The following is a 24,286-nucleotide window of genomic DNA, read 5'->3' as shown; positions in this document are numbered from 1 at the left end:
TTTCATGAACGGCTGTCAGCCACACATGAAAGTCATCATTCGTCTTGTGTGGCACGCTGGGCCTGGAGAATCAGCTCAGCCATCGGCAGGTCTTCTGGATGCGTGATCTTGATATTGTCCCTGCGGCCCTGAACCAGGCACGGAAACAGACCAAGGGCTTCCACTGCCGAGGACTCGTCCGTGACTCGGTCACGGCCAATGCCACAAGGGCCCAGCGCCGCTTCCAGTGCCTGTCTGAGCAGGCCATAGCGAAACCCCTGGGGCGTCTGGGCCTGCCATAGGCCACGTCTATCCTGAGTCTGCGCGACCAGACCATGGCCATCATCGCGCTTGATGGTGTCGGCTACTGGCGTTGCCAGCAAGGCGCCAGCCTCGTTTTCAAGGGCCGCCTGCTCGAGCTTGCACAGATCATCCACCGCGACACAGGGGCGAGCGACATCGTGCACCAGCACCAGATCTTCTGGGGCAGCTTCTGAATCAATGGCCCGCAAGGCATTGAGCACACTGTCGACTCGCTCGGCTCCACCATCGATACGCTGCCAATCACGAAAAGGCACCTGGTTCGGATCAAACCACGAATCATCGTGCTTGAGACACAAGCACAAGCGAGCCTCGGGAAAGGCCTGATACAGCCTCTCCAGAGTGCAAGCCAGCACGGGGGAGCCACTCAATGGAAGGTACTGCTTGGGACGCTCACCGCCGACTCTCGTCCCACTGCCGGCTGCCGGCACGATCAACCAGCAACGCCTCATTTACCACCGCTCCGCGCGGACTCAGTATCCGGTACCCACAGAAATTGCTCGTCAGTGCGCACCATGCCCACATCGCTGCGTGCACGCTCCTCTATGGCATCAAGGCCGGTCTTGAGATCGACGACCTCCGCCGCCAAGCGCGCATTACGATCACGCAGAGGCTTGTTGGCCTCCTCCAGCGCCGCAACGCGCGCAGTAATTTCCTGCATTTCCTGGACACCACCCTGCCCCAGCCACAGTCGATACTGCAGCAGGGCAAGCAGTGCCAACAGCACAATCGCCAACCTCTTGAGCATGCCCAAGTACCATCATCATTCGCGTATGGCACGTAGTATGCCATTGAGGTACAAGCGGGGCGACTGTGATTACCTCACAATCGCCCCGAAATCGGCATTGAAAGCAGCAATGGATCGTGCACGACCAGTCGTACAAGCACTTTTCATGTAGATCCTGAGGACTCAGCTCTTATAAGGCCGAGGCCTTAAAGTTGGAAGGGCATCCTGAACGTCAACTTGATATCCGAAGCGTCTTCCGTCAGGCCAATTCCCAGGTTCGTGACAATGGAGGTGGTGTCGGACATGGCATAGGAACCACCAATGTTGAACACACCGATATTGGCATCACTACCCACCACCTTGGTACGACTTCCACTATCCGGAGTAATGTAAGTATCCCGGACATATTCATGATTATAGGAAAGCGCCAGACTCAAGCGCTCATTCAACGCAAAGGCGGTACCAAAACCGGCAGTAATGCTATCGCCCAGATCCACTTCGGCCTTTTGATTGCCGCTGCCCCCGGAAATATCGTCAAAATCTTTTTCAATGTTATAGGTATAACCGAGATTGGCGAAAACGATGGCCGGATCCAACGTCTTCAATACCGACACCCCTGCCGTCACGCCCCATACGCCATTGCCGGTAGGCAGCTCTTCAGGGACGTTGAGATTGGTGTTGTTGGGATCCGGTTTGATATCAATACCGTAAGGGTCCTTGCCCGTTGGTGCTCTTACGCCCAGGCTGACGACCACGTCGGGCCGTTCCACCGTTTCCGGCAGCAAACGATAGGCCAGTGTGGCCGTCACGTCGCCCAGCCCGGATTCGCTGACATTGGCCTGGGTGTTCTGCTCGGTGGACAGGTCGCCGCCTATCGACTCCAGTTCAGTGGTGCGATAGACGAAAGGAATATTCAGACTCGCTTCCAGCCGATCAGTGATGCCATAACGAGTATTGACCTCGACGGTGGTGATGTGGGACTCGACATTATCGAGATTCAATTCACCGAGAAAGATGGCATCCAGGGCCAGGAAACCACGCAAGGCCAGACTGTCACGATCCGAATAACTATAGGAAATACTAGGCTCTATGGTGATACGGTCAGTGAACAGGGTATGCTCTTCGCGGAAAATATCCCGAACACTGGGACTGGACTGAGACTCCCGGGCTTCTTGCTGCGTTGTTCCTATGGTTTGAGCATTGGCGTTTCCTGTGGCCGCACATAGACCAAGCACGGCCGTACCGATAGCTGAAAAATGAGCGTAGCGACGCTGGAAATTCATTGTTTTCCCCTTGATTTTCCCCAGAAATCCTTCTTTTCTACAGTTGCACTCCTCCAACCCCTTGCTCACAGCATGCTTCTTGCTGACATCTCTACTGCTTTCAAACTAAACGTAGCGGAAATCCTGCAACTTGCCTGACAAGGCTTGGGGAAATCACTCCTTGCTATCAACGCAGCGCCGCCGCTGAATGTACGCTTCTCAACATGCCTGGTACTGATCCACGGGAAAGCGAAGCGCCATTGCCCATGTACAGCTGCAGTCGCGTCATGTTGCGCACGGTCTGGAAGTTACTGGATAATTGAATGGCCTGACGCAGCCCTCGTCCCGGGGTGATGGACTGTGTCACATGGCCCATTCCTGGAAGGTCGATGGATACCTGCATGTCGTTGCCTTTCGCACTGGCTGTAATGCGAGTGCCACCCAGCGCCTGCTGGATACTGCCTCCAGAGCTACGCGGGTTTCCGCGGCCACGGAACTTGTCGGCACTCATCACATCCAGTACCAGATCATTGGATGCGGTGTTGAAATCCCCGCCGGCCTGAATGGACTGCACCACACCTGAACCGTTGCGAGTGCCATGATCGACCACCGTGGCACCATTACCGTTATAGCTATTCGCCAGCACGGGTTCATTCGCTCCTTTGATGACGGTGAGAGTTGGCTCGAAGCTTACTGTCGGCAGACGGCGAGTCAGGTCACCCGCCATGCGCGCGCCAGCGCTGAAGTTATCGCCACTCGCGGTTCGCCAATGGCTTACCATCTGCACTCCGAAATACATCAGGGTTCCCTGATCAACATAACGGCCACGTAGATTTCCCAACTCAGAATCACTCAGCTGGCGAGCGTCGGAATCGCCCTCAAATCTCGTAAAATCTGTCGTCGCGGCCAGGCTCACGGGAGCGGCTAATGCCACCACCATTGCCAGCATGACACGACGGCGAATCCCTCCGATTGCTTGTCCCCACATTGTTCTGTGCCTCCAGGTCGACATTTGCCTGTCAACCTAAAACAGATCCGCATGACGGAAACCGAAGTCGATCAGCTGCTCGCGCGAAGCAGGAGAAAAGACATCCCGCAGACGCTGTGCCGTCAATGGCTGACGTGGATCCAGCAGCACCGAGTAACGGTCATAACCCTCTCCCACCACCGCAAAAATGATGTTGTTCCACGCCGCCATGAAATCGTCTCGAGACATCACCCGGTTACCCAACGCCGGATCACCGACATAGATTCGATCACCACTGGCTTTCTTCATGACCACGAAATGGTTATAGCCATTCAGGTCCAGCAGCACGATGACCGGGATCGAGACCTCATCCAGTGTCTCCGATGTGACTTCATAGCCACGCCCACGCAGGCCGATGGATTCCACGTAATTCTTCAGGTCCAGTAGCGAAAACCCTCTCTCCCTCACGACTTCCATGTCAGACACGGCAAGCATTCCGGCCAGCACCGTGTTTTCAGTGATCTCCGGGTGCTGGTAGGCATACTTGAGGATGGTGGCGAGTGATGCTGCACCACAGGAGAAATCGGTATGCTGCTCGACAAGGTTCTCGAAGCGGCGCTCGCGGATGGACATGACGCTCTTGTGCACGATGGTTCCCGGTACGACCCCAGAAAGCTGCACGACGGCAGCTTGAGGCACCTGCGAAACGAGCGCACTACCTACGGCCAGAGCTAAAGCACAAGGCCAGCGTGCTAGGGTCTTCATGGCATACCCCATTTATTGTGATGGTGGCTGAACATTGCCTAAGAAGATCCCGGCCTACCGAAGTAGGCCGGGAAGTTGGCGTTATGCTTATTGTTCGCCGCCGCCACCACCACCAGCGGCACCCGCCATGCTGGATGCGATGGACAGGGAGTTGCGCTGCAGGTTGCCGACGCCGGCTGCTACGTTGACGCCGATGTTACCCACGGCTCCTGCCAGAGCATTGCCGCCCAAGGTGGCATTGTTGTTCTGGGTACGATAGACATCTCTCCACTGGAAGGAATGGCCAGCAGCAGTACCGCTCAGGCCAATCACACCAGCTTCGACGAAGCCCAGACGGCCACGGAAGTTACCTTCCTCATTGAAGGCCAGTGCACCACCATCACCATTCAGATCCTGGGCACCCTGGACATTGCTATCGAGGTCGATATGGCCAGTGCTGTTGCCTCCGGTATGGCTCGGTCCACTCCAAGTATCTGGATAGACGTTACCAATCTGATCAGAGGTGCCCTGGTAGCTGCCACCCATCACGCCGCCACCGACCCCGGCATAACCACCGGACAGGGAGATCCGCTCACGATAGTGAGAGCCACTGGTCAACCTGACCTTGCTACCCATACTCATGGTGGCATTGTCGTAGGTTGCCTGGACGCCGCCTGTGGTGGCATCTGCACTGCCACTGGCAGTATTTACTGCAGCCGCCAGGCTGTTATGCTGGGCGTTGCCGATACCTGCAGCGACGTTGACACCGATATTGCCGCTGGCGCCTCTCAATGCATTACCACCCACGAGAGCATTGTTCGGGCTGCCTTTTACCATCGTCATGTTGTTGGACGAGGATTGTGCAGAGAAGGATGAGGCCTGACCGAACACGGTGGCTGCATCAGAAGATGACAGAGCGGCATCATTGGCTTGCTGGTTGTTATCACCGGCAGCCACGTTGGCGCCGATATTGCCGGCAGCATTGCTCAAGGCGTTGCCACCTAGAGTGGCGTTGTTATTGACGCCGGTCTGATAAGCATGGTTGTTGTCGAGCAACTGCTTGCTGTCCACGGTAGCGCCGGAATAGTTGGGGTCGTAGAAGAACGAACCACCGAACACTCCAATCCGTTTGTGGGTACTGGCGTCATAGTCGATATCCACATCGATGTCGTTGGTAAACTCTGAATCGATATCGGAATCGGTGTCGAAGTCATTACCGCCACGCTCCCATGCCATCGCGGCGGGTGCCATCAACAGCGCGGAAATGGCCAGTGCAAGCGGTGCTTTTTGGAAAATCTTCATGACATTACTCCTGAATGAACCGTACTGCCTGATACTTCGTTATATGACGTCACTCACGGATTCAGCTGAAAGCTGAAGCTATTGCGAGTGGCGTTTCCCGTGCCGGCTGACTGATTGACCTGGATGACACCCGAGGCACGCCCGAACGCGGTTCCCTCTATTTCCAGTGTTCGTTGCGAACCACTGCCATCACTCTCAACCCCCAGCCCCTGCCTGGTAGCCAGAACCTGCTGTAGACTTGCGTCACTGAGGCTGCTGACTCTGTTGCCTTGAGCCATGCCAAAGGCATTGCTCTGAACATTGCCGACCCCCGCCGCCTGATTGATGGACAGCCATCCAGAAGCATTCTGATATGCGTTTTCTCTGATGACGGTGTCCGTTCGCCTGGCAGCGAGACGTTCATCGATATGTACCTGCTGCACCAGGTGGTGGCGGGTACCAGCACTCGCGCCAATGGCGAGCGCTCCGCTATTCGATTGCAGATTGCTGTCACCTGCTGCCATATTGCTGGCAGACACACCGGTGACATGGCTCAACGCGTTCCCCCCAATGACGGTGCTATGGCTCAAGGCACCAAGCTCCTGACCCTGCGTATCCGGGCTGGCCATCACGGCTCCCAGCACGGAGACAAAGAGCAGCGCCTCCATCCAGCTCCAGCAAGGCTTCACGCCAACCTGGATGTTCCCGCTCTTGTTATTGTCCCTGTTGTTATTCATGGCTCATGGTCTCCCTGCTGTCAGAGGTGCAAGCGCCCCGGTTACTGAACCGGCAATGCCAGACGTCACACCACGCACTCCTCCGATACCACCGCCAGCACCACCAGCATGCCCACCTAGACCAGAGCTGATGGAACCGGACAGCCCCCCAGTACTCCCCCTGTGTGATGCAGAAGGGTTGGTCCCGAGCGCCTGATGCAAACGCTGGGTGGCGCCGCCAATGCCACTGGAAATGCTGGCGGCCTCCGAGTCACTGAGCATGATTGCCGTGACCCCTTGCATCTGCCCGTGGACTCTGTGAGTCGCGGCATTGGCCATACGGCTACCACTCATCAGATCGGCTCGGGCTCGAATCGGCCCGTTGTCACGATCGACCCATCCTGCATAGGCAGGCTCAACCTCCCTCATCACGACAATCTCTCCAGGCTGCACACCTGGGCGAAGGTCCGCTGCCATGGACTGACCGTCCCCAACGGTCAAACAGCCCACGGCTACGATCCCCACTGCTGCCAGCCGTTGCTGCCAGCCGTTCCGGATGCTCCCATGACCCCAATGCTCCGGAATCCTCTTCTTGGTCTGGCTAACCATCATGTTGTGCATGACGTTTACCTATCCCGTTCAGCTAGTCCGTTCACCTAATCCCACTGCGAAAAGACATTGACGCTCTGTGTATTGTTGAGGCCGTTGGACACACGATGATCTCTGCCGCCGCTACCACTTCCGCCAACGCCGCGTCCTGGTCGTTCGTCCCACAGAATCACGCCATTGACATCGATACTGGGCACTTCAACGAACCGGCCACGAATGTCTCCCAGATCCTGATCTCCCAGTAGCCTTGGCGACTCCAGCCCGACGGCGGGGCCAACACTCATGCTGGCCTCCTCGACACTCATCGCTTCCGGGGCAGAAGACAGGCTTTCGGCATTGGCTGCTGTACTGCTGACGGCCAATACCACTGCACATATCGCCGCTGCACATATCAGTGGCATGCATGGAGCTGTTCTCTCTGCATATACCCGTGCTTGCTTGGTTGACGGCTTCATGTCGGTATCTCCGCCACGCTGATGGTCTGTTATGCGGCCTTCCCTTCTGCACCCTGCCAAGTCCCCGCAGCCCTCGAAGCGAAAAGTCTTTATGCCTCGTTCTTTATGGCTGACCTCCGGGATGACACCATACCTAGAGCAATCTCCGTGCCAACTACATAACTAATTGTTTTTATTGGAATTAAATTTTATGGGGCGACAAATACTGTTAACTTCGTGAAACAACACAGGCAAAAGAAACTCGATCGATTCAATGAATCGACAAAATATTCTTTTAAATCAATTAGATATAAAACAGTAACAAGGATGGTACAGAGGAAGGCCATACAGGACGCCATTCGCTACAACACCGTGTGACGAATACCGCCATACAAGGATGGAAAGGCAGGACATATAAGGGGTGCTTGGCTCAAGCAGAAAAAAATTCCGCCGTGATGCAACATTCGTGAGGGCAGTGTTACAACCTCGGCCGTTATCTCTCCACTCTTAGGATGAATACGGCAAACAGTGCTGAAAACGATGGATACTGGATATCAAGGAAGGAAATAATCGCTTTTATTTCAGTGAATTGTGTCGACGCGAAAGCTTTTGATCAGTATTTGAGGGGGAATGTTTCAGCCATGCAACACTCAGCGTGAACAGCAGCCGAGGAGCATGGCCAGATATCGAAACTCGCTTCAGGAGAAGCGCACTTCTTCAGGAGGGGTGCGTGAAATGTCATGTTTATCGAGCAGTCGATAAATCGTCACGCGGGATACATCCAGTTCCTTGGCTGCTGCATTGACCCGGTAATGATTGCGCCCCAGAGCCGCCAGCAGGGCATCACGCTCAGCCTTCTCGCGTACCTCCTCCAGCGTCATGTGATGACGGTTGAAACCACGTCGCTCGAGTCCCAGGTCCTCCGGCCGAATCAAGCGGCTCTCGCACATCACCATGGCCCGGCGCACACGGTTGATCAGCTCACGCACATTACCTGGCCAGTGGTAGCGCTGCATTACTGTCAACGCTTCACGAGAAAACCCCTTGAGTCCCGAAGCCTTTTCGCTGGAGAAGCGTTCGAAGAAAAAGCGCGCCAGTATCTCGATGTCTTCAGAATGGTCGCGCAGAGCAGGGACATTGACCTGCAACACATTGAGCCGGTGATACAAGTCTTCGCGAAAGCGCCCCTTCTCGACGGCCAGCTCCAGATTGACATGCGTCGCGGCAAGGATCCTGACATCCACCGAGACATCTTGCAGCCCCCCGACACGCTGAATGAAACGGGTTTCGAGAAAGCGCAACAGATTGACTTGCAGCTCCAGCGGCAAGTCACCAATTTCATCAAGAAACAGTGTGCCACCATTGGCAGCCTCGATACGCCCGATCTTGCGCTGCTGAGCCCCCGTAAACGCCCCCTTCTCATGGCCAAACAGCTCGGACTGAATCAGGTGCTCCGGCAATGCGCCACAGTTGATGGCGTGAAAGGGATGTTCAGCACGTGCTGAGCGCTCATGGATAGCCTGCGCCGTCAGTTCCTTGCCCGTTCCTGATTCCCCACTGATGAACACTGGTGCGTCGACTGCCGCCACCTTGCGGATGGTCTTGAACAATTGCCACATCACCGGGGTGGTACCGACGAACTCGTATTCCTGGGCATCCTCGTCATCAAGCACCAACAAGCCATGTTGTTCACGCTCGATATGTTGCAGTCGCGACAACTCTGCAGCATGCTCCAGCAGAATCGTCAGGCGTAGTATATCGGTGTCGGCCGGCACCATCGCATGGCTGAGATGAGCAATGATGCGGCGCTGCTCCGGATCTTCCATGTTGCTTGCGTCACCGACGGCAATCCATGGACTGGCGCTTTTCAGGATCAAGGGTTCGAGCTGACGCAGATCCTGAGCCGTTAGATCATCGAGCACCATGACACCCACTTGGCAAGGTTCATCATCGCGCATTCGATGCTCGGACAGTGCTCCTTGCAATGGCAACAGTTTCCAGCCACTGGCTTCGAGTCCGCTATATAGATCCTGTGCCTTTCCTTCAGGATTCCCTATCCACCAACAACAGCGCTGCATGGTTTGCATCGTGCTATCCCCGCGTTCCGATGCCTTGAACAAACTCCGGTTCAACCGGATGCATTGTTATTGATCATAGTATTTTCTTACGGACTACTCTTAAACGGCAGGCCATCCATGGCGCTTTGCGAATATGCCGCGACATGACCGGCTTCTTCTCGGCAGAAGCGTGCGACAGCATCGGCAAATTGCGGATTGGCAATATAATGCAGAGACGTCAGCGTGCGTGGAGCAAAACCACGAGCCACCTTATGCTCCCCCTGGGTGCCTGGATCAAACAGCGTCAGCCCGTTGGCCAGGCAATGCTCGATGCCCTGGTAATAACACGTCTCGAAATGCAGGCAATCCGCCATGACTTCGCTGCCCCAGTAGCGTCCATAGAGGCTATGGGCACCTTGCAGACATAGTGCCGCCGCCACGGGCTTGCCTTGATGAAGCGCTTGAATCAATACCAGGGCTTCGGGCATGGCCGTCCGCAGAAGCTGGAAGAAGTCTTCGTTGAGATAGCCTTGCTGGCCTCGCTCAAGGTAAGTGAGACGATAACAGGAGAAGAAATGGCGTATATCATCCGGACGGATCTCGTCACCACACAGGCGTCGTAGCACAAGGCCCTGATCACGAACCCGACGTCTCTCACGCCGGATCTCCTTGCGACGGCGCGATGTCATGGCCGCCAGGAAGTCATCAAAGTCCGCATAGCCCTGGTCCCGCCACTGGAACTGCACGCCTCGCCGAGGAATCAGCCCAGGACAGGCTTGCCGCCACTGGGTCACCTCCTCTTCATCAGCGAACAGAAGATGCCAACTGGACAGGCGATCATCGTCTTCCCACTCTTTCGCCAGCCTGGTGGCAGCTTCAGCCGTATCGACACCTTCAGCCAACAGCAGACGTGGTCCCGGTGCAGGAGTAAAGGGAATGGCACTCACTCCCTTGGGGTAATAATGTCCTCCAGCTCTCTGCCAGGCATCCGCCCAGGCCCAGTCGAAGACATACTCTCCCCAGGAATGCAGCTTGCGATAAAAGGGCAAGGCGCCGACGAGTACGTCACCCTGCCACAGTGCCAGATGCTGAGGCTCCCACCCTGTCCCCGGCCCCACTGCACCGCTAGTTTCCAGGGCATGTAGAAACTCATGGCGCACGAAGGGGTGGTCATCTCCTGCCAGGGCGTTCCAGGCCTGCGGAGAAACCTCCGCAATACGGGATATTCGGGTCACCACAAATTGGGACATGGGCATCCTTAAGCTTTGCGATACGGTCATAGAGTGCCAGACTTTAGTCCATGCACCATCAACACAGTTGCCACATGCATCATTGTCATCTTTCCGCCCTCTCTCTGTAAAAAAACTACGAATTCGACCAAAGCACCGAGAGAAGACCGAGGATTTTTGATATTTTTTTGGTAAAGTTACGCGCAAACATACCAATACCATCGCCCGAGGTTGACCATGGCCAGCAATCAAGCTCCTTCGCTCGATCCCACCGTCGCCCGCGTTACCGAGCGCATTCGCGAACGCTCAAGAGAACGTCGTGCTCTCTATGTGGAACGCATGGAAGCCCAGCACGGTCGTGGCGTACACCGTAGTGAACTGTCCTGCGGCAACCTCGCTCACGGCTTCGCCGCCTGTGGAACCGAGGACAAGAATCAGCTCAAGATGTTGAACAGCGCCAACCTGGGCATCATCTCAGCATACAATGACATGCTTTCGGCGCATCAACCCTATGAGGTCTATCCGGACATCATCCGCGATGCTGCCCGTGGCATGGGCGCTACTGCCCAGTTCGCCGGTGGCGTCCCGGCGATGTGCGATGGTGTGACCCAGGGCCAGCCAGGCATGGAGCTGTCGCTGTTCTCGCGTGATGTGATTGCCATGGCCACCGCAGTGGGCCTGTCTCACAACATGTTCGATGCCGCTCTCTTTCTGGGTGTCTGTGACAAGATCGTGCCCGGCCTGTTCATCGGCGCCGCACGCTTCGGCCACCTGCCGGCCATGTTCGTTCCTGCAGGTCCCATGCCCAGCGGACTACCAAACAAGGAAAAGGCTCGGATCCGTCAGCTGTTCGCCGAAGGAAAGGTAGGTCGTGACGAGTTGCTGGAAGCGGAATCCGAGTCCTATCACAGCCCCGGTACCTGTACCTTCTATGGCACGGCCAACTCCAACCAGCTGATGATGGAGTTCATGGGGCTGCACCTGCCTGGCTCTTCCTTCGTCAACCCAGGTACGGGAATCCGCGAAGCACTGACCCGCTATGCGACAGAACAGGCGGTACGCAACTCGGCCCCTGGCGGCGACTATCGTCCCTTCTATCGTCAGATCGACGAACGCGCCATCATCAATGCCATGGTAGGTCTGCTGGCCTCTGGTGGTTCCACCAACCACACCATGCACCTGGTGGCCATGGCCGCAGCCGCAGGTATCACCATCACCTGGGATGACTTCTCCGAGCTTTCCGGTGCAGTGCCCAGCCTGACCAGGGTGTATCCCAACGGCCAGGCCGACATCAACCATTTCCAGGCTGCCGGTGGCATGAGCCTGCTGTTCCGGGAACTGATCCAGGCCGGCCTGATTCATGCCGACATCCCCACGGTTTTCGGCACCGACATGATGGCCTATACCCAGGAACCCTTCCTCGAAGACGGCAAGTTGGTATGGCGCGAGGGCCCCAGCGAAAGCCTGGATCCCGATGTATTGCGCCCGGTCTCCAACCCCTTTGCGGCCACCGGCGGTCTCAACGTCCTTGACGGTAACCTGGGTCGTGGAGTGATCAAGGTTTCTGCGGTGGATCCTGCCCATCGCATCGTTGAAGCCCCGGTCAAGATCTTCGAAGACCAGAATGAACTCAAGGCGGCCTTCGAGTCCGGCGACCTGGATCGTGATGTCATTGTCGTCGTGCGCTTCCAGGGGCCCAAGGCCAACGGCATGCCCGAGTTGCACAAGCTGACGCCCTACCTTGGCGTGCTCCAGGATCGGGGTTATCACGTTGCCTTGGTCACCGATGGACGCATGTCCGGCGCCTCCGGTAAAGTGCCGGCGGCTATTCACATGACACCCGAAGCCATCGACGGCGGCCCGCTTGCCAAGCTGAAGGATGGCGACGTGGTACGCCTGGATGCTGACAAGGGCGAACTGAATGTGACCATGGAAGCTGCCGCATGGGCCGAACGTCCCAACCAGGTGGCTGAGCTGGATCACTATCATGTGGGCCTGGGGCGCGAGCTGTTCGGTGGTTTCCGCCACCTGGCCATGCGCGCCGAAGAAGGTGCTGGGGTATTCGGTGGTTTCGAAGCCGACGACCTTGCTCGCCAGCAAGGCCAGATTCACGACGAGGACGCCTGAGAGACGCCCCATGACACGCCCAGCTCTGATCGGAGATATCGGAGGCACCAATGCACGCTTTGCACTGGTGACTCCGGGAACCACCACGCCACATGACATTCTCACCCTACCCTGTGCCGACTACCCGGGTGTGGTCGAGGCTGTCCGTGACTATCTGCTGCGGGTCGGTGCCAGTGGAGAAAATACACCTCAGGAAGCCTGTCTTGCCTTTGCCTGCCCGGTGCATACCGAGCGGGTGACCATGACCAACAATCACTGGGATTTCACCAAGACAGAGGTCCGGGAGGCTCTGGGCCTGACCACCTTCAAGGTGATCAATGACTTCATGGCCCAGGCTCTGGGTGTACCTCATGTCAGCGACGATGATCTGATCACCGTTCAGGAAGGCGAAAACGTGGAGCACACGGCCCGCCTGGTGATCGGTCCTGGTACGGGGCTGGGTGTGGCCGGAGTGTTCCCTGCCCGGCGCGCCTGGATTCCTCTTCCCACAGAAGGGGGACATGTCAGCTTCGCACCTACCGACGCTCAGGAACTGGCCATCTACGAGCGCTTCCACCGTCGTTATGGCCGGGTCAGCGTCGAAAGGGTGCTGTGCGGCCAGGGGTTGCTCGATCTATACCGAGTACTGGCCGAGATCGAGGAGCTCCCACCGCAGGCGGAGTCTCCTGCCGAAGTTACACAACTGGCCAACGCCGGGGACCCCTTGGGGCGTGATACCATCTTGCGCTTTCTCAAGATCCTCGGTGGTGTAAGCGGTGATGCAGCATTGACCATGGGAGCTCGCGGCGGTGTCTATCTATGTGGTGGCATCGTGCCACGGCTGATCGACTGGCTGCCCCATAGCGGCTTCCTCAATGCCTTTTGTGCCAAGGGCCGCATGCGCCCCTACAACGAAGCCATTGCCGTGCATGTGGTCACTGCTCCCTGGACAGGCTTGCTGGGTGCTGCCGAGGCACTCCACAACGAGGAGGTCGAATGATACCTGCATCACTCAAGGCGCTGATCGATGCCACCCACGGCCAGCGCCACTGCAAATGGGCCGGCCGTGACATATGGTTGGCCAATGAAGACTGGGGCCAGTTGGCTGTCTCCCTGCAAGGAGCACAGGTGCTGCATTATCTTCCAGCGTCCAAAGCCGCGCAGGCCGCAGGCGCTTCTTCTTCCGCACCCGAATCCGCGCGAGTTGGAGACGCTGTCGACAGTGGTGCCCAGGAGCCTCTGATCCCGGGGGGCTGGCTGTGGGTAACACCGACGCCGCAACAGCTGCCAGGCGCCATTCGTGGAGGTATTCCCCTGTGCTGGCCATGGTTCGCTGATGAAAACACCGCTGACGAATCTCCCGATCGCTCCGGGCCAATGCATGGACCAGTGCGCCGTGCCGACTGGCACCTGGATGCGGTAGACGAGCATGAGGAAGGTGTCGAGCTGCACCTGTCGTTGCCGGAACGCTTCCACAGCCAGCTGCATCCCCGGGCCGTGATCCAGGCCAATGCCCAGCGCCTGCACGTAGAGCTGATCACCGAGCATGTCGGCGACACTCCCGTGAAGATGACCGCTGCCCTGCACTCTTATCTGGCGGTGGATCAAGTCTTTGCCTGTCGCGTGGAAGGATTGGCAGGAGCCCGTTACCTGGACAAGCTCAAGGACTTCGACGAAAGCGAGCAACAAGGCGAGCTAGGCGTGCGGTCCGCCATCGACCGCATCTACCATAGCAATGCCGAAGTGATTCTTGACGATGGGCAACGCCGCCTGCGCATCGCCCGTCACAGCAGCGACTCGGCCGTTATCTGGAACCCCGGTGATACTCCGCCGCCCGATACCCCGCCGGAAGCCGCCCGCCGCTTCTTGTGCGTAGAGGCGGCCAATACTCGCCTCGACCCTGTATGGCTGGTGCCTGGCGCCCAGCACATGCTGGCCACCACGATTTCCCTGGCAGACTGATCATGAGCGTAGAAGCAGTGCAACCCTCCTTCGATGTCCCTTTCGCCCTTGGCATGATGAACCTGGCTGAGGATACGGAGCTCACTCGGCCGGAGAACCTGGCGAACTGGATTGAAGCGCGTCTGGACGAGGGGCTGCACTGGTTCGACCACGCGGATATCTATGGTGACCGCCGCTGCGAGACACTGTTCGGCGAGGCCTTGAAGCATCGCCCTCAACTGGCAGGCCGAGTGCACGTGGTCACCAAGACCGGCATCATCACGCCACAGCGGGACAGCTCGATGCCAGGCATCAAGCACTATAACTGCACGGCAGCGTATGTTAATGAAGCCATCGACGCCGCCTTGCAGCGCCTAGGTATCGAGCATATCGATCACTTTCTGATCCATCGCCCTGACCCGCTGATGAATGCTGAAGAGACTGCCCAGGCACTGGACAGCGCCATTCGCGCCGGAAAAATCGGTAGCGCCGGCATTTCCAACTTCCTGCCGGAAACCTGGCGTCGCCTTCAGGCCGCCATGCAGCACCGCCTTGGCGCTCACCAGTTGCAATTGTCCCTTAGCCATTCCGTCCCTCTGTTCGATGGCCTCTTCGATGCACTGGTCGGCGATGGGCAGATACCTATGGCCTGGTCCCCGCTTGGTGGGGGGCAATGCCTGAGCGGTTCACTTGGCGCCACCCTTGCCAACATGGCCGGAGAGCGCAGTGTCAGCCCTGCTGGCCTGGCGCTGGCCTGGCTGCGCGCCCTGCCAGGCCAGCCATTGCCCGTCATCGGTAGCCTCAAGACCTCAAGAATCCAACAATTAACCCAGGACGCCAATCACGTGATCGACCGCTCCAGCTGGTTCGCTCTGCTGGAAGCAGCCCGTGGTCACGAAGTCGCCTGAGAAGTGCCTGGTTTGCTAGGAGAAAGCCCCATGACGCCCGTCATCGCCTTCGGTGAAGCCCTCGTCGATATGCTGTCCAACCGACTGGGTAATGCTGTCGAAGGCCCTGAAACCTTCACGCCCTATGCCGGAGGGGCTCCGGCCAATGTGGCGGTAGCCTGCGCACGTCTAGGCCTGTCCAGCCATTTTCTCGGCATGATCGGTGACGACTACTTCGGTCGCTTCCTGGAACAGCAATTGAGCCTGCATGGCGTTGATATCAGTGGCGTGGTACGTACCCACGAAGCCCGCACAGCCCTGGCCTTCGTATCCCGGGACGAGCACGGTGAACGCACCTTCGATTTCTACCGTCCACCCGCTGCCGACCTGCTGTATCGCGTCGAACATCTACCAGTAGGTATCTTTGCCCAACCTGCCATTGTCCACATGTGCAGCAACAGCCTGACGGATCCGGATATTGCCGACACGACCCTGACCATTGCCGAAATGGCCAAGCGTGCCAACAGCCTGGTCAGTGTCGATGCCAACCTGAGACATAACCTGTGGCAAGGCCACAAGGTCGATACCGCCCTGGTCACTCGCCTGATCGACCTGGCCCAGTTGGTCAAGCTGTCCAGCGAAGAGCTCGACACGCTACGTGGCGATCACCCTCGTGAAGACTGGCTGGCCGAACGCCTCACGGCAGGTGCCCGCCTGATCGTGATCACCGATGGCCCTGGCAGCATTGCCGCTTATACCGCCAACGGTGTTACCCACATGACACCACCCAAGGTGCAGGCGGTGGATACCACTGCCGGCGGCGATGCCTTCATCGGAGGCCTGCTTGCGGCCCTGGCCGAGCACAACTGGCAACAGGAAGGTTGGCAACACGATACTGCCTTCCTCAACCAGGCACTGACGCTCGCCTGCCGCTGTGGTGCCCACGCGGTCACCCGCCCGGGTGCCTATTCCGCCCTGCCGACCCGCAATGATGTGATGAGCTGAAGCTTTTCAGTCATTCCCGTGGCCGCAGGCAGCAGTCTTGCTGTTGTCTGCGGCTGTTATCCTCGGTTTTCGTGATCAGTTCTCATATTCAACCCTGTCTTCAGCTCTTGTCTTCCACTCTTGTCTTCCACTCTCGTTTTCCACTCCCGTCTTCCAGTCCGTCTTGATAGATAGCCAGAACTATTCGATTTACAGATATTCTGCATCCATATATTTAATTGGATAATAGTTCTCCCCCTCCCTATCGTTGAGTTGCTCCTACTGAACTCCCCCGGCGTCTCTTGATGAAACGCTGCGGCAGGCTTGCTGCGAACTTCCCTCATCATAGAGGTCCAGAGTGACTGAACGTATCTTCATCAATGCCGTCTCGGCCACTGGTGACCGGATCAATCTCTCGGTCAGCAATGGGGTCATTACTGATATCCGTTGCGAACTGCCGGAACACATGCCAAGAGAGATCATCGATCTCCAGCAGCGTCTGGTGGTCCCTGCTTTTGTCGATGGCCATATTCATCTGGACAAGAGCTTCGTCGGCGACCGCTGGCGGCCCCATCGCCCTGCTGGCAGTCTCCGAGAGCGCATGGCCATCGAGAAAGCCGAACTGGCAGATGCCAGGCCTGTCGTCGAGCGCGCCCATGCCTTGATTCGACAGGCCGCATCCTATGGCACTCTGGCCATGCGCAGCCATGTCGATGTCGATGCAACGACGGGCTTGAACCACTTGCATGCGGTCATGGAAGCCCGGGAAAAATGGCGTGGCCTTGTCGATATCGAACTGGTCGCATTTCCTCAGGCAGGGGTCATATCCTGCCCTGGCACGGCGGATATTCTCGAGGCAGCCCTTCAAGATGGCGTCGACGTCATCGGTGGTATCGACCCCACAACACTCGACGCTGCGGCCGAAGAGCAGCTCGATATTGTCTTCGGCCTTGCCGATAAATACGCCGTGAAGATCGATATTCATCTGCACGAGCCGGGCCAGCAGGGGATCGATCAATTGCAGCGTATCGCGCAACGCACTCAAGCCCTGGGCCTTGGCGGCAGAGTGGCCGTCAGCCATGCCTACAGCCTTGGCGACGTCAGTGCGCACACTCTGGAAGGCATTGCTCGAACGCTCGCCGATGCCGGTGTCTCGATCATGACCAATGCCCCAGGAGACCGAGATTTCCCTCCTGTGCTGAAACTGCGTGAAGCCGGGGTCAATGTTTTTGCTGGCAATGACAATATCCGTGATGCCTGGTGGCCATACGGCAACGGCGACATGCTCCAGCGCGCCATGCTGATCGCCTACCGTTCCGGCTTCAATACCGATGAGGAACTGGGTGTCGCTTTCGAGATGGTGACCCAGGCCGCTGCCAAGGTGGTCGGGCTGAACGGCTACGCTCTTCAGCCAGGACATCCGGCGACATTCCTGGTCATTGATGCTCCCAATGTTGCAGCGGCTGTGGCAGAAGCCACGACACGCCGGGAAATCGTCAGACAAGGGCAGTTCTGGACGCCAGAAGAGCAGCCACCTGGAGACCCACAGGGATTGCCCTCATGAGTCAGCAAGCCTGCCGGGAGCTACGTGACGACCTGCAGCTTCCGATGGTCATCCTGGTCGTTTTCGTCGCCATCAATCTGCGTCCCTTTCTGACCTCTCCAGGCCCCATCATCGAGCTCATCCGCGCAGATACAGGCCTGACGTATACCGGTACAGCCCTGTTGACGCTGATCCCGACCATCGTCATGGGACTGGGTGCCTTTGCTGCTCCCACCCTTCAAGCCCATGTCGGAACCCGACGCGGCATACTGGGAGCGCTTGTGATCCTGGCATTGGGTTCTCTGCTACGCCTCATCGTGCCCAGCGCAAATACTCTGCTGTTTACTGCTCTGCTCTGCGGTATTGGTGTGGCTTTCATTCAGTCGACGTTTCCAGGTGTCATCAAGGAACACTTCCCGGGGCGAATGGCCATCATCACGGGCATCTATTCCGCCACCATCATGGGCGGCGGCGCTCTGGGAGCACAAGTGACGCCTCTGCTGGTCAGCCATGGCCATGACTGGAGAGAAGCGCTCGCCTGGCTGGCATTACCGGCCATTCTTGCCATGCTGTTTGCCTACCGTACCCTCGGGGACCAACGTAACGAACGCCCGGATGCCGCTATCACCCAGAAATTGATACGCCGGCCCAGGGCATGGCTGTTGATCGTGACATTCGGCTTCGTCAATGCCGGGTATTCGTCTGCTGTCACCTGGTTGGCACCGTTCTACCAGCATCAGGGGCTAAGCGTGGCACATAGTGCCAATCTGGTTTCCATCATGGCGATATGCCAGGCGTTTTCCGCAGTCGGTATCAGCTATCTGGCCTCCTCCGGCAAGGACCGACGCCCCTTCCTGTGCATCACCGCCGTCCTGCAGATCGTGGGTTATCTGGGCCTGGCATGGCTACCTGATGTTTCTCCCATTGCCTGGTCGGCCATCTGCGGCATTGGCCTGGGCGGGAGTTTCGCCATCTCACTGGTCACCGCTCTTGATCATCTGCCTTCACCTCAGCAAGCGGGAGCATTGACGGCCATCATGCAGGGTGGCGGTTTCCTGATTGCCGCACTGGGGCCGATGGCTCTCGCCATGCTGCTGAGCGAGACCGGTACCTATCAGGCGGGATGGGTCATGCACCTGTGTCTTGCCCTCATTTCCCTGATGCTCTATCTCCGACTTGATCCGAACCGCTATCATCTGGCGATGAAATCCTGAGTCGCACAAGAAGAGCACATGACTTCCCGGCTGTTTGATCTGGACCTCCTCAAGACCATTGTCATGGTAGCCGACTGCGGCAGTTTCACTGCCGCCGCGGCCCGCCTGCACTCGACACAATCGACTGTCAGCCAGAAGGTACGCCGCCTGGAAGATATCGCCGGGCAGCGCCTGCTCGATCGCAGCCATCGGGAGGTACAGCCCACGGATGCGGGCGAAACCGTGCTGGGATATGCGCGACGCATGCTGGCTCTTAACGAGGAATTGCTCGATGTGCTGGCCGGGGAAATAGAAAGTACCGTCCGGCTGGGGCTTCCCGACGATTTCGTTGCAGGCCCTACCACGCATCTCCTGTCTGCTTTCAACCGCCAGCACCCCCAGGTCAAGCTGGAGGTGACCAGCGGCCTGAGCCGTGACCTCTGCCACAGTTATGATCAGGGTGAACTCGACCTGATCATCATCAAGCAGCGCAAGCATAGCCGTGCCGGCGTGGCATGCTGCCCTGAAAAGCTGCTGTGGATCGATGGCCACAATGCGCAGTCCATCACCCTGGACCCTGTCCCGATCGTGACATTCCCCCCGCGAGGCCTGTATCGCGATGACATGATCAGTGCCATCGAACACCTTGGCCGCCGCTGGAGGATCAGCTTCACCAGTTCCAGCCTGAGCGGTATCCAGGCAGCGGTAGCCGAAGGCATGGGCCTAAGCCTGTTACCCGCACGCGCCATCACCGATCAGCACGCGGTGCTCGATGGGCATTACGGCCTGTCCTCTATCGACAGCATGGAAGTCGTGATCCTGCACCGCCCGACAGCAGATGCCCGAGTCCAGGAGCTGGCCGAGTTGCTGAAAGGCCTGCTCAGGCAGTAAGTCCATGCTCCTCAGATGCTCCTCCCTTTGGCTGATGCACCGCCCTGCGAACCAAAGCGGTGCGCCATCATCAAGCCAGGAAGGTCAGCCCCAGGTTGAACAGCACTGCTGCAATGAAGCCCAGGGGCGCGGCACGGAACAGCAACCCATTGAACACTTGCGTGTGTCCCTTGTCGGAGGGTGCCGAACTCAGGATCAGGCTTCCTCCAGAAGAAAACGGTGATATTGCGGTTGCCTGAGCACCTACCACGATGCAGACGAAGATCACCATGGGATCGATCGACAAGGCATTGGCAATCGATGGCACAACAGGAAAGAGTGCCGGCGTCACCACCCCGAGAGTACTGGCAAACAGCGACATCAACGCCGACACAATGCCAAAGACGACCGGAACCAGAATGGCGGGTATGCTGGCGCCAATCCAGGAAGCCAACTGGTCGATGGTACCGGCCTTGATGGCCACGGATATCAACATGCCGACACCACAGATCATGATGATGGTGCCCCACGGCAAGGCGGCAATGGCTTTCTTTTCGTCGCCCAGCTTCATCAACAATGCAATGACGGAAAATACACTGGCAATCAAGCCAATATTGATCTTCGAATTGATGAACTCAATGAGTCCATTATCTGGTGCTATCAGGTGAGCGACTGGCGGCACAAGTACCGTCAGCATCATGATAACCGTCAATTTAAGCGTGGCTCTCTGCTCCCGATCAAGTGGCGCCGGTGCCGCAATATCACTTAACGATTCGGCCATGGCCGAGCGGTTTCTGGAAAAGAAGACAAAACCTGTAATCACTATCAAGGGGATGACTGTGGTACTGGCAAAGATGGCAAGACTGTTAAGGAATGCCGTGCTCTGCGGGATACCCGCGTTGACCATCAACCCCTGAAAGATGATGCCACTTTGACTGGAGACGAAGTTGGCTCCCGCCAGGGCGCCATAGTTGACCGACATCCCGCCGGCAATCAGGCTGAGACGTGTCCTCTCGCACAGGAGAAGCGTTATCGGCGCCATGAAGGCCAGTACGGTGTAGTAGCCTGCCCCAAGTGCTGCAATCAACAGCGATGCCAGAAAAATCGCATAAGGCATCATGTGGGGAAATTTCCGACACCGATACATCATATGTTCGGCAAGCTTTTCCAGCGTGCCGTTGACAATGGCAAAGCCGTAGAACAGACACACCGAGAATATGATGAAGAATATCTTCAGCGGCCACATCATGATGATATCGGTGGGTCCCAATCCCAGCCCGAAACAACCGATCAGATAAGCAAAGACAATGGCAAATAGCCCGATATTGATTCTGGTGCGATATCCCAGAGCAATCGATACCGCAATAGCAGCAACAACGATGACACTCATCATGATGCAAGACTCCTCTTATTGTTTTTTCTCAGCGAGCCGTATCGATACGGAACAGAGCGTGATGGGTTTGCTCAATCAATACATCGATCGATCCAGTCATGCGCTAGCAGATCAAGCAAGCGCAGCATTCGCCATGCCGCCAGTGATCACTAGATTCCAGTGTACTCGACGACTCATGCGCTCACGGTGTATCTCAGGATCGACCACGGCAATGCCCCTGAGCCGCGACGGATGCTGGCGTAATGCGGCCACCATGAAGCTGTTGTCAGTCCCCAGGAAACTCGGCTGAACCAAGACGCCATGAGACACCCCGTGGAGGTTCAGATGGCCAAGAAAGCTGTCAACCGACGCATCATAGTCAGGGCTGTAACGGCGCCCAGGAGCCAGAGGCAGATCAGCCCTGAACACATGTGCATGGGTGTCCACACCGATGACAACGATGGGGAGTGTCGAACTCATGGTATTTGATCTCCTGCAGGCACAATGCCTCTGAACAATACAATTCATACAGACATATATTCATATATATGAATCGCACTCTACCAAAGACAGAGCTCCAATAGTCGAGGACTACGACTAAAGGTGGTAGCCTGTTGGCATTTCGTTATCTGGTCATATGGATGTCTACATGATGTCGGCCAAGTTGCCTACCGACGAGCGTCTACCGCTGTATCAGCGCTTGAGAGACGCATTTCAGACTCGCATTGCATCAGGGGAATGGAAACCCGGAGGCCCAATCCCGACAGAGGCCGAGCTGACCCGAGAATATGGCGTGGCCATCGGAACCATACGCAAGGCAGTAGATACCCTAGTCAGCGACGGGTTGCTGCAACGTAGCCAGGGGCGCGGCACATTTGTCAGGCGCCCGGACTTCGAAAGCTCATTCCTGCGTTTCTTTCGCCAGACCAGCACGTCGGGTGAGCGCATCACACCCGAAGGACAAGTCCTGGCACGAAGCCTGGCCAAGCCACCTCAACATGTCAGGCAGGCCCTCCAGCTTGATGCGGAAGCGCAAGGGCTGAAACTGGATCGCCTGCGCAAGATCGATGGCAACGCCATCTTTCGAGAAGAGATCTGGCTTCCTCATGGGCGTTTCCAGGCGTTGGAAAATATACCGCTGGAGGAGTTCGACAATCTGCTTTACCCCTTCTATGAAAGCCAATGTGGTCAACTCATTGCTTCGGCCACAGAGACGCTAAGCGTGTCACGTGCTGATGCCAGGACCGCGAAGATGCTTGGCATAGAACAAGGCAGTCCAGTGGTGATCATTGATCGTACTGCCCTTGGGTATGACCGTACTCCCCTGGAGTACCGTCGCTCATGGGGATCTGCAGATACCTTTCACTACCGCATCGACATCTCCTGATGCCCCCGCAGCCACGATCACGATGGCACGCTAGATAGGCAGCTTGCTCGAATCGAGGGCATGCATAAAAAAAATCCGGCCACAGAGGCCGGATGAAGGACAGCACCAGCTGCCGAGAGAGCACATGGAGCAGCGCATGGCGCTTTTCCGGTGCAGAGAGCGCGGTGCCCTCGGCGCCATGGGTCAAGCCACATGGCGCGGGGATTCGGTTTACGTTGCGTTCGGTGGTGATAACCGATCAGTGGTGGAAACGATCGGCGGCTTCCTTGGCCAACGCGCGGATGGCATCCCAGTCGCCTTCATTGACCAGAGACTTCGGGGTCAACCACGAACCGCCCACACACATCACATTGGGCAGAGCCAGGTAATCTGCGGCATTGTTCAGGCTGATACCACCGGTGGGGCAGAAGCGTGCTTCGCTGATCGGGCCGGCGAATGCCTTGAGTGCCTTGACGCCTCCACTGGCTTCAGCAGGGAAGAACTTGAAACGGCGATAGCCATACTGCCAACCGGTCATCAGTTCAGAAATGGTGGCGACACCCGGCAGCATCGGCACCGGGCTTTCCACACCGTAGCGATAGAGCGCGTCGGTCGCTCCCGGCGTCACGACAAAGTCAGCACCCGCCTGCTCGACCTGACGATACTGTGCAGGTGTCAGTACGGTTCCAGCAGCGATGCTGGCCTGGGGGATCTCTTTCTTGAGACGCGCAATGGCTTCAATGGCACAGTCGGTGCGCAGAGTGACTTCCAGAACGGTCAGACCGCCTTCGACCAGAGCACGGCCCATGGGGATGGCATCTTCGATACGCTCGATGGTAATCACCGGAATCACTTCCGCCTTGAGGCAGATACTGTCGAGCTCAGTGGTACGAGTAGAGGGCAATTGCTTTTCGATGGTCATGAAAATCACTCCAGAATTCGTTCAGGTCCGTCTGAAAGCTGTCCGTATCCTTCCAACCTTTCAGACACTCCCTAGGCTCAGGTAAACCCTAAGGGGCCCAGTAGATTGCTAATGGACAGCTGAGAAAGGCTCGAATCGGCAACTCACGTACGTTGTCCCCCTCCATGGCACGCCCCAGCACGGCACGCTTGTCATCGCCCGTAAGATGCAGTACATGTCGGCGCGCATGATGCAAACGGGCAGCACTCAAGGTGATTCTAGCCTGAGGCTGGCTTGGGGTACGTACCGCCACCACCGGGGCATCAGTGGCCAGGGCAAGATCAAGCTCACGGCTATCAGGGAACAGGGAGGCAGTATGGCCATCCCCGCCCATGCCCAGAATCACTACGCTTGCCGGCCAGCTCAATGCCTCGACACGCTCGGCAACCTGATCGACACCTTCTTCCGGGGTGGCATGATCGGTTGTCAGGGATATGAAATTGGCCGCCGCTGCCTTATCGGCCAGCAGATTCTCACACACCAGGCGAGCATTGGAGTCGTCAGCATCTGGGCTGACCCAACGCTCATCTGCCAAGGTCACATCCACTCGGTCCCAGGCCAGATCCTGTTCGGAGAGAGCAGCAAAGAACGGCACAGGGGTAGAGCCGCCGGAAACAATCAGCAAGGCACGTTCCTGGCTGGCCAGGTCCTGGCGCAGCGCCTCGGCAACATTTTCCGCCAGTTGTCGAGCCAACCGTTCACGAGGAGTGTGAGACCCCATCTCAGTAGTCCCCATC

Annotated in this window: 24 protein-coding genes; 9 read left to right on the top strand and 15 right to left on the bottom strand. The window is 57.4% G+C overall.

Annotated features, from left to right (window positions below; genetic code table 11):
• Window positions 1–35 precede the first annotated feature (35 nt).
• From ispD to E4T21_RS04110, 11 genes are all read right to left on the bottom strand, one after another.
• Window positions 36–752, bottom strand: a complete 717-nt coding sequence (ispD, locus tag E4T21_RS04160; RefSeq protein WP_149283778.1) for a 2-C-methyl-D-erythritol 4-phosphate cytidylyltransferase — start codon at window positions 750–752, stop codon at window positions 36–38.
• Window positions 749–1,048 carry a cell division protein FtsB gene (gene ftsB, locus E4T21_RS04155; protein WP_149283776.1) on the bottom strand — a complete coding sequence of 100 codons (300 nt, stop codon included), beginning with the start codon at window positions 1,046–1,048 and terminating at the stop codon, window positions 749–751. Before ftsB ends, ispD begins: the two co-directional genes overlap by 4 nt.
• A gap of 185 nt (window positions 1,049–1,233) precedes the next feature.
• On the bottom strand, window positions 1,234–2,310 hold the full coding sequence (locus E4T21_RS04150) for a transporter (RefSeq protein ID WP_149283774.1): 1,077 nt from the start codon (window positions 2,308–2,310) through the stop codon (window positions 1,234–1,236).
• Window positions 2,311–2,476: 166 nt separating this feature from the next.
• Window positions 2,477–3,277 (bottom strand): hypothetical protein, encoded by an 801-nt coding sequence (locus E4T21_RS04145; protein WP_149283772.1) that lies wholly within the window; start codon window positions 3,275–3,277, stop codon window positions 2,477–2,479.
• Between the two features lie 36 nt (window positions 3,278–3,313).
• Entirely contained in the window at window positions 3,314–4,021 is a 708-nt protein-coding gene (locus E4T21_RS04140) for a C39 family peptidase (protein ID WP_187775104.1), read from the bottom strand.
• An 87-nt stretch (window positions 4,022–4,108) separates the two neighbouring features.
• Window positions 4,109–5,302: a hypothetical protein gene (locus tag E4T21_RS04135; RefSeq protein WP_149283768.1), complete on the bottom strand. Its 1,194-nt coding sequence runs from the start codon at window positions 5,300–5,302 to the stop codon at window positions 4,109–4,111.
• A gap of 53 nt (window positions 5,303–5,355) precedes the next feature.
• Window positions 5,356–6,018, bottom strand: a complete 663-nt coding sequence (locus E4T21_RS04130) for a hypothetical protein (RefSeq protein ID WP_149283766.1) — start codon at window positions 6,016–6,018, stop codon at window positions 5,356–5,358.
• 3 nt (window positions 6,019–6,021) lie between these two features.
• The gene (locus E4T21_RS04125) at window positions 6,022–6,618 is read right to left on the bottom strand and encodes a hypothetical protein (protein ID WP_149283764.1); all 597 of its coding nucleotides are present in this window, start codon (window positions 6,616–6,618) and stop codon (window positions 6,022–6,024) included.
• Between the two features lie 35 nt (window positions 6,619–6,653).
• On the bottom strand, window positions 6,654–7,061 hold the full coding sequence (locus E4T21_RS04120) for a hypothetical protein (RefSeq protein ID WP_149283762.1): 408 nt from the start codon (window positions 7,059–7,061) through the stop codon (window positions 6,654–6,656).
• A 677-nt stretch (window positions 7,062–7,738) separates the two neighbouring features.
• The gene (locus E4T21_RS04115; protein WP_240349283.1) at window positions 7,739–9,118 is read right to left on the bottom strand and encodes a sigma-54 interaction domain-containing protein; all 1,380 of its coding nucleotides are present in this window, start codon (window positions 9,116–9,118) and stop codon (window positions 7,739–7,741) included.
• Between the two features lie 86 nt (window positions 9,119–9,204).
• Window positions 9,205–10,353 (bottom strand): GNAT family N-acetyltransferase, encoded by a 1,149-nt coding sequence (locus E4T21_RS04110; RefSeq protein WP_149283760.1) that lies wholly within the window; start codon window positions 10,351–10,353, stop codon window positions 9,205–9,207.
• Window positions 10,354–10,563: 210 nt separating this feature from the next.
• Between E4T21_RS04110 and edd the strand changes: the two genes are divergently transcribed.
• The 8 genes from edd (at window position 10,564) to E4T21_RS04070 (ending at window position 19,871) form a co-directional block, all read left to right on the top strand.
• Entirely contained in the window at window positions 10,564–12,453 is a 1,890-nt protein-coding gene (gene edd, locus E4T21_RS04105) for a phosphogluconate dehydratase (protein WP_149283758.1), read from the top strand.
• 10 nt (window positions 12,454–12,463) lie between these two features.
• Window positions 12,464–13,432, top strand: a complete 969-nt coding sequence (glk, locus tag E4T21_RS04100; protein ID WP_149283756.1) for a glucokinase — start codon at window positions 12,464–12,466, stop codon at window positions 13,430–13,432.
• Window positions 13,429–14,394, top strand: coding sequence for an aldose epimerase family protein (locus E4T21_RS04095; RefSeq protein ID WP_149283754.1), 966 nt, complete (start codon window positions 13,429–13,431; stop codon window positions 14,392–14,394). The genes glk and E4T21_RS04095 overlap by 4 nt, the downstream gene beginning before the upstream one ends.
• Window positions 14,395–14,396: 2 nt before the next feature.
• A complete protein-coding gene (locus E4T21_RS04090) occupies window positions 14,397–15,281 on the top strand; it encodes an aldo/keto reductase (RefSeq protein WP_149283752.1) in 885 nt (294 codons plus the stop codon).
• Window positions 15,282–15,311: 30 nt separating this feature from the next.
• Entirely contained in the window at window positions 15,312–16,265 is a 954-nt protein-coding gene (locus E4T21_RS04085) for a carbohydrate kinase family protein (protein ID WP_149283750.1), read from the top strand.
• Between the two features lie 337 nt (window positions 16,266–16,602).
• The gene (locus E4T21_RS04080; protein ID WP_149283748.1) at window positions 16,603–17,808 is read left to right on the top strand and encodes an amidohydrolase family protein; all 1,206 of its coding nucleotides are present in this window, start codon (window positions 16,603–16,605) and stop codon (window positions 17,806–17,808) included.
• The gene (locus E4T21_RS04075; RefSeq protein WP_149283746.1) at window positions 17,805–19,001 is read left to right on the top strand and encodes a cyanate transporter; all 1,197 of its coding nucleotides are present in this window, start codon (window positions 17,805–17,807) and stop codon (window positions 18,999–19,001) included. Before E4T21_RS04080 ends, E4T21_RS04075 begins: the two co-directional genes overlap by 4 nt.
• Before the next feature lie 18 nt (window positions 19,002–19,019).
• Window positions 19,020–19,871 (top strand): LysR family transcriptional regulator, encoded by an 852-nt coding sequence (locus E4T21_RS04070; RefSeq protein WP_149283744.1) that lies wholly within the window; start codon window positions 19,020–19,022, stop codon window positions 19,869–19,871.
• 70 nt (window positions 19,872–19,941) lie between these two features.
• Here the strand turns inward: E4T21_RS04070 and E4T21_RS04065 are convergent, their stop codons facing one another.
• Both E4T21_RS04065 and E4T21_RS04060 read right to left on the bottom strand, forming a co-directional pair.
• Entirely contained in the window at window positions 19,942–21,243 is a 1,302-nt protein-coding gene (locus tag E4T21_RS04065; protein ID WP_149283742.1) for an SLC13 family permease, read from the bottom strand.
• 111 nt (window positions 21,244–21,354) lie between these two features.
• Window positions 21,355–21,702, bottom strand: coding sequence for an amidohydrolase family protein (locus tag E4T21_RS04060; RefSeq protein WP_187775102.1), 348 nt, complete (start codon window positions 21,700–21,702; stop codon window positions 21,355–21,357).
• Window positions 21,703–21,871: 169 nt separating this feature from the next.
• On the opposite strand from E4T21_RS04060, the gene E4T21_RS04055 reads away from it, so the two are divergent.
• The gene (locus E4T21_RS04055) at window positions 21,872–22,609 is read left to right on the top strand and encodes a GntR family transcriptional regulator (RefSeq protein WP_149283740.1); all 738 of its coding nucleotides are present in this window, start codon (window positions 21,872–21,874) and stop codon (window positions 22,607–22,609) included.
• Window positions 22,610–22,847: 238 nt separating this feature from the next.
• Here E4T21_RS04055 and E4T21_RS04050 read toward each other — a convergent pair whose 3' ends face one another.
• Together E4T21_RS04050 and pgl are read right to left on the bottom strand one after the other, a co-directional pair.
• Window positions 22,848–23,510: a bifunctional 4-hydroxy-2-oxoglutarate aldolase/2-dehydro-3-deoxy-phosphogluconate aldolase gene (locus E4T21_RS04050; protein WP_149283738.1), complete on the bottom strand. Its 663-nt coding sequence runs from the start codon at window positions 23,508–23,510 to the stop codon at window positions 22,848–22,850.
• A gap of 88 nt (window positions 23,511–23,598) precedes the next feature.
• Window positions 23,599–24,285: a 6-phosphogluconolactonase gene (gene pgl / locus E4T21_RS04045; RefSeq protein ID WP_240349282.1), complete on the bottom strand. Its 687-nt coding sequence runs from the start codon at window positions 24,283–24,285 to the stop codon at window positions 23,599–23,601.
• Window position 24,286: the final 1 nt, after the last annotated feature.

The sequence above is a fragment of the Halomonas binhaiensis genome (assembly GCF_008329985.2).
GTDB lineage: Bacteria > Pseudomonadota > Gammaproteobacteria > Pseudomonadales > Halomonadaceae > Halomonas > Halomonas binhaiensis.
This window is presented reverse-complemented; position numbering and strand designations above follow the sequence as displayed.

Excerpts from the sequence above, each read along its gene's own strand:
- ispD (WP_149283778.1), bottom strand. The coding sequence starts at position 752 with ATGAGGCGTTGCTGGTTGATCGTGCCGGCAGCCGGCAGTGGGACGAGA.
- ftsB (WP_149283776.1), bottom strand. The coding sequence starts at position 1,048 with ATGCTCAAGAGGTTGGCGATTGTGCTGTTGGCACTGCTTGCCCTGCTG.
- E4T21_RS04150 (WP_149283774.1), bottom strand. The coding sequence starts at position 2,310 with ATGAATTTCCAGCGTCGCTACGCTCATTTTTCAGCTATCGGTACGGCC.
- E4T21_RS04145 (WP_149283772.1), bottom strand. The coding sequence starts at position 3,277 with ATGTGGGGACAAGCAATCGGAGGGATTCGCCGTCGTGTCATGCTGGCA.
- E4T21_RS04140 (WP_187775104.1), bottom strand. The coding sequence starts at position 4,021 with ATGAAGACCCTAGCACGCTGGCCTTGTGCTTTAGCTCTGGCCGTAGGT.
- E4T21_RS04135 (WP_149283768.1), bottom strand. The coding sequence starts at position 5,302 with ATGAAGATTTTCCAAAAAGCACCGCTTGCACTGGCCATTTCCGCGCTG.
- E4T21_RS04130 (WP_149283766.1), bottom strand. The coding sequence starts at position 6,018 with ATGAATAACAACAGGGACAATAACAAGAGCGGGAACATCCAGGTTGGC.
- E4T21_RS04125 (WP_149283764.1), bottom strand. The coding sequence starts at position 6,618 with ATGCACAACATGATGGTTAGCCAGACCAAGAAGAGGATTCCGGAGCAT.
- E4T21_RS04120 (WP_149283762.1), bottom strand. The coding sequence starts at position 7,061 with ATGAAGCCGTCAACCAAGCAAGCACGGGTATATGCAGAGAGAACAGCT.
- E4T21_RS04115 (WP_240349283.1), bottom strand. The coding sequence starts at position 9,118 with ATGCAGCGCTGTTGTTGGTGGATAGGGAATCCTGAAGGAAAGGCACAG.
- E4T21_RS04110 (WP_149283760.1), bottom strand. The coding sequence starts at position 10,353 with ATGCCCATGTCCCAATTTGTGGTGACCCGAATATCCCGTATTGCGGAG.
- edd (WP_149283758.1), top strand. The coding sequence starts at position 10,564 with ATGGCCAGCAATCAAGCTCCTTCGCTCGATCCCACCGTCGCCCGCGTT.
- glk (WP_149283756.1), top strand. The coding sequence starts at position 12,464 with ATGACACGCCCAGCTCTGATCGGAGATATCGGAGGCACCAATGCACGC.
- E4T21_RS04095 (WP_149283754.1), top strand. The coding sequence starts at position 13,429 with ATGATACCTGCATCACTCAAGGCGCTGATCGATGCCACCCACGGCCAG.
- E4T21_RS04090 (WP_149283752.1), top strand. The coding sequence starts at position 14,397 with ATGAGCGTAGAAGCAGTGCAACCCTCCTTCGATGTCCCTTTCGCCCTT.
- E4T21_RS04085 (WP_149283750.1), top strand. The coding sequence starts at position 15,312 with ATGACGCCCGTCATCGCCTTCGGTGAAGCCCTCGTCGATATGCTGTCC.
- E4T21_RS04075 (WP_149283746.1), top strand. The coding sequence starts at position 17,805 with ATGAGTCAGCAAGCCTGCCGGGAGCTACGTGACGACCTGCAGCTTCCG.
- E4T21_RS04070 (WP_149283744.1), top strand. The coding sequence starts at position 19,020 with ATGACTTCCCGGCTGTTTGATCTGGACCTCCTCAAGACCATTGTCATG.
- E4T21_RS04065 (WP_149283742.1), bottom strand. The coding sequence starts at position 21,243 with ATGATGAGTGTCATCGTTGTTGCTGCTATTGCGGTATCGATTGCTCTG.
- E4T21_RS04060 (WP_187775102.1), bottom strand. The coding sequence starts at position 21,702 with ATGAGTTCGACACTCCCCATCGTTGTCATCGGTGTGGACACCCATGCA.
- E4T21_RS04055 (WP_149283740.1), top strand. The coding sequence starts at position 21,872 with ATGATGTCGGCCAAGTTGCCTACCGACGAGCGTCTACCGCTGTATCAG.
- E4T21_RS04050 (WP_149283738.1), bottom strand. The coding sequence starts at position 23,510 with ATGACCATCGAAAAGCAATTGCCCTCTACTCGTACCACTGAGCTCGAC.
- pgl (WP_240349282.1), bottom strand. The coding sequence starts at position 24,285 with ATGGGGACTACTGAGATGGGGTCTCACACTCCTCGTGAACGGTTGGCT.